3 protein-coding genes are annotated in these 4,699 nt (G+C 63.6%); 2 read left to right on the forward strand and 1 reads right to left on the reverse strand.

Going from position 1 to position 4,699, the window contains the following annotated elements:
- Window positions 1-398 (forward strand): hypothetical protein (locus KVS69_RS17890; protein ID WP_217539342.1); only part of this gene is annotated, 398 nt, incomplete at its 5' end.
- A gap of 123 nt (window positions 399-521) precedes the next feature.
- Here the strand turns inward: KVS69_RS17890 and KVS69_RS17895 are convergent.
- On the reverse strand, window positions 522-1,232 hold the full coding sequence (locus tag KVS69_RS17895; RefSeq protein ID WP_217539345.1) for a basic secretory family protein: 711 nt from the start codon (window positions 1,230-1,232) through the stop codon (window positions 522-524).
- Between the two features lie 235 nt (window positions 1,233-1,467).
- Between KVS69_RS17895 and KVS69_RS17900 the strand changes: the two genes are divergently transcribed.
- Window positions 1,468-4,215, forward strand: a complete 2,748-nt coding sequence (locus tag KVS69_RS17900) for a TonB-dependent receptor (protein ID WP_217539348.1) — start codon at window positions 1,468-1,470, stop codon at window positions 4,213-4,215.
- The last annotated feature ends 484 nt before the right edge of the window (window positions 4,216-4,699 follow it).

A 4,699-nucleotide genomic window follows, 5' to 3' on the forward strand; every position in this document is an offset into this window, starting at 1 on the left:
ACGGTGAAGGAGACATGACCACGGACAATGCGGGCTTGCTGCGCCGGAGATACTGGGATCCATCCACCGCGTGGGAGATAGTGATCGTATCCAATCCTGACATTGGGCCGAAATACCGAACTATTGATGAGATTCGGGTGTCACCGGTCCTTACAGGAAAGCAGGCGCCCAGCACTACCGAGAGCTTGAAGGGACTGAAGCTGAAAGGGGTTGGAATAGGCGATCCGGCATCGTCCGCAGAGAGCGCTACTCGTCGCTACGGCCAGACACACAGATCCAAAGAGAGACTCGGCCGATTTGATGTCGAGCGCGTCTGCGGCTACCTCGATGGCACTAGCATCTGCTTCGATATTCGAGAAGAGAAAGTAGTCGCAATGGCGGTGGGCGCTGGTCCTTGACATGGCAAGCCATACTCCCACCAATGCTGTGAGGCATCACTGAGCTGACCGCGCAAGGCCAGCCCCGGAGCTGGATTCCAAAGACGGTGTGGCCTTGGCCATCGAGCGTTTCGTGCTACGGGATCAAGCGCCGCGCGCGCCCTTACCCTGCTGCGCAACATAAGCCTCCCACAGCGCAGCCAGGTCTTCGCCGGTGTGCGCCTTCCACAACGCCGGCGTATAAGTGCCCTTGCGCAGCGCCGCATCCAGCGCCTTGACCAACCCCGGGTGCCCGGCTTCGCTCCACTTCAGGAACGCACCGGTAACGCGGTAGCCGGTGTCCACCTTGTGCTCCGGCTTGACCTGCGAAGGCAGCGCCCAGCCGCCGGCAGCGTTGTCCACGCCGTAATGGTCGCGGGCATAGTCGGCAATGCCTTCCACCAGCCATGAAGGCGCCTGTTCGCTGGCATAGCCCGGGTAGCCCTGCACGATATGCATGGCCTCATGGGTGACCAGGTCGGTGTCGTTGGGATGTTTCTCCAACCAGCGCGGGTTGATGCTGATGGTGGCCGACTTCTCCTTCTCACCCACATATGCAACCCCGTCGTACGACGGGTCCATGACGATACGCACGCTGGACGGCGCAGCGGGATGGTAATCGCGGCGTTCGCGCGGATACGTGGCGAAGAAGGTGGCGATGATGCGGTCACGCACGGCAGCAACCGTTGATCCGCTCTGGTCCTGGTAGGTCAGGGTGACGCCATCGCGCGTCTGTTGGATTTCCGCGGCGTGTGCGGCGGGAAACGCGAGGGTTGCAGCAACGACAGGGACGATCAGGCAACGGCGCAGACGCATACGCGGCACTCCAGGACGTGATGGGCAACCGCGCTGATCCTGCAACACGGCCACGGCCGCCCGCAAGTGCCATTTCGTTCGATCTAAGCGCTTGGAAATGGTTTCATTTCAAATTGTTGACAATTCATTTAGATCGATCTAGAAAAGCTGCACCCCACGCCCCACGGAAGCCCCTGCACCCCAACTCTCCTGCGCCGATGCGGTGCCGGGAGACCTTGTACTGGAGATCTGCAAGATGAAGCGCACGTTGCTGTCGTTGCTGGTGTCATCCGTACTGCTCCACCCCCTGGTCGCACAGGCCCAGGCGTCCCCCTCCGACGAAGAAGGCGCCACGCCGGCCACCCGTCAGCTGGATACGGTGAACGTCACCGGCTCGCTGATTCCCCGCGCGCAGATCGAAGGGCCTTCGCCGGTGACCACCATCACGGCCGAGGAAATCGAGGCACAGGGCTTCACCACGGTGTTCGATGCGCTGCGCTCGCTGCCGATGGCCAACGGCTCGGTGCAGGACTCGCAGGGCACCGGCTTCTATACCCCGGGCGCAAAGACCGTCAGCCTGTTCGGGCTGGACCCGAGCTACACGCTCACCCTGCTCAACGGGCGGCCGCTCAACAGCTATCCGCTTGCCTACAACGGCAACACCAGCATCGTGGACATCGCCAACATTCCGCTGGGCATGGTGGAACGCATCGATGTGCTCACCGGTGGGCAGTCATCGGTTTACGGCTCGTCGGCCGTGGCGGGCGTGATCAACATCGTGCTGAAGGACAAGGTGGAAGGCACCCACTTCCGCTACCGTGCTGGCGGCTACAGCGATGGCGGCGGCTCCAGCCAGCGCTTCATCTTCAGCAGCGGCCATTCCTTCGGCAACCTGGACCTCAGCTACGGGCTGGAATACACCAAGCAGAAGCCCATCTTCGCCTCCGACCGCAGCTACATTGACAGCGTCAACGACAGCCCGACCGGGCCGCAGGACCCCTCGCGCACCTTCCTGCGCATGCAGATGTCCCCCAACGGCTACATCGACCCCGGCCAGGCCACCTGCGCCCCCCTGTCCTACCTGTTCGGTGGCAGCACCACCTACGCGCATCGCAACGCGGCAGGCACCGGCTACTACTGCGGCAGCCCCGACAACGTCGGCACCGCCACGCTCTACAACAAGAGCGAGGACGTCAACGCCACCACCTTCCTGCGCTACCACCTCAGCGAAACCACCGAGCTGTACTCGGACATCCTCTTCAGCTTCGGCCGGCCCACCTATTCCGGCGGCAGCCCGTTCTGGAACAAGACCTTCTACAACCAGACCACCGGCAACTACGAGCAGTGGCAGCGCATCTACGCGCCCGAAGAAGTCGGCATGGACGCGAAGGACCAGCGCGTCTATACCCGCTCGTGGAACATCACCGCCGGTGCACGCGGCGGGCTGGGCGACACCGGCTTCGACTACGACGTGTACGTGAACCGCTCCAGCACCGACGTCACCCGCAAGTCCACCGACTTCCTGGCCAGGGGCGGTATTGACGATTACTACCTTGGCCCGCAGCTGGGCACGGTCAACGGCTACGAAGCCTACGCGCCGAACCTGGACGTGTTGTACCAGCCCCTCACCCGCGCGCAGTACGACCAGTTCAGCGGCACCAACCGCGCCGCGTCTTCGGCGTCGCGGACCGGCGTGACCGCGCTGGTGACCAATACGTCGTTGTTCGGCATGCCGGCCGGCGATGTCGGCTTCGCGATGATCCTGCAGGGCACCCGCGAAAAGTTCTTCAACCAGTCGGCCGACCCCAATGCCGCCGTGCTGTTCCGTGGCCAGACCGCAGGAACCTCGGCCGAAGGCCAGCGTGACCTGTATGCGGTGGGCGCCGAACTGCAGGTGCCGATCTTCGACACGTTCAGCGCCAACCTGTCGGGACGCTACGACAAGTACTCCCTGCAGGGCGGCGGTGGCAACGGCAAGGCGACCTGGAAGCTCGGCCTGGAATATCGCCCGATCGATTCCCTGCTGCTGCGCGGCAGCTATGCCACCGCCTTCCGCTCGCCGGACATGTTCTACCTGTACTCGCGCGAGAGCAGCGGCTATACCACCAACGTGGACACCTTCCTGTGCCGCAGCGCAGGCTACACCTCCGAAAACTTCGACGAGTGCCCGCAGGCATCGCTGTCGGTGCTGTCCTCCAGCACCGGCAACCGCGACCTCAAGGACATCACGGCGGAAACCTTCACCTATGGCGTGGTCTGGTCGGCGCTGGACAATGCCCTGAACCTGTCGCTGGACTACAACTCGGTGAAGATCGAGAACGAAGTGTCCATCCTGGGCACCGACAGCATCCTCGCCACCGAGGCCAACTGCCGCCTGGGGACGTCCGAGAATGGCGATGTGGCATTCGACATCAACTCGCCAACCTGTCGCCAGGTCCTGGCCCAGGTGCAGCGCCTGCCGGCCACCGACCCGCTCAATCCCAACGGCGTATCCAAGGTCTTCTCCTATCCGATCAACCTGGCCAAGCAGCGCCAGACCGGCATCCAGGCATCGGGCGACTACCGCTGGAGCGCCGGGCGCGCAGGTGATTTCGGGGTGACCGCAGGCTACTACCGGCCGCTGAAGCACGAGCTGCAGCAGCAGGAAGGCGACCCGGTCTACGACATGCTCTGCTGTGGCTATTCCAATGAGCTGCAGTACCGCGCAACGCTGGGCGTGAACTGGAACATCGGCGCTTTCAGCACCAACGTGTACGGCGTGCGCAACGCGCGGACCTGGAATGCCACCGGCGAGGAACGCAACATCGGCCCGTGGACGACCTGGAACGCCACGCTCAACTACCGCATCAACAAGCTGGCCAGCGTGCTGCTGACCGCCAACAACCTCACCAACGAGCGGCCGCCGGTGGACAGCACCAACGGCAACTGGCCGTACTACGACCAGGGCGTCTACAACGCCTTCGGCCGTTCGATGTTCGTCGAGCTGTCGCTGGACTTCCAGTAAGCAGGACCGGATCCAACCCTGCCGCCAGGGCATCGCGACGGCACACGCCCCGCGCGCCACTGGCGGTAGGGTTGGTTCCCAAACAACCGCCGACAACGGCGCAACCCCCGGTAACGCATGACCAGCAACGGAGCAGAACCCCCCACCACCTGAACGCCAACACCATTCCAAAGGCTGCTTTGAAAGTACTTGCATGGCCCGGGCGGGACGCGCCCTACACCCTGATCTGATGCGGCAGTAGCAGCGTTGATCGGGTGGAGCAGTACGTGTCGGCAATTGCAGGAAGTTGGACAGCCCACAGGGAGGTGTGCGGCAACGAGTTGAGTACCACGGCACGGCGCTTGGCCCATTCCCTGGCGCACCGTGGCCGGCATTCGGAGGTGGTGGGGCGGGCGGGTGCTGGCCTTGCACTGGCCGCCGTATCGGCGCTCGATGAAGCACGCTGCCTGGCCTCCAGCCCGGATGGCCGATACCTCGTGGCCAC

This window comes from Stenotrophomonas sp. GbtcB23 (assembly GCF_019091045.1).
In the GTDB taxonomy this organism is placed as follows: Bacteria; Pseudomonadota; Gammaproteobacteria; order Xanthomonadales; family Xanthomonadaceae; genus Stenotrophomonas; species Stenotrophomonas rhizophila_A.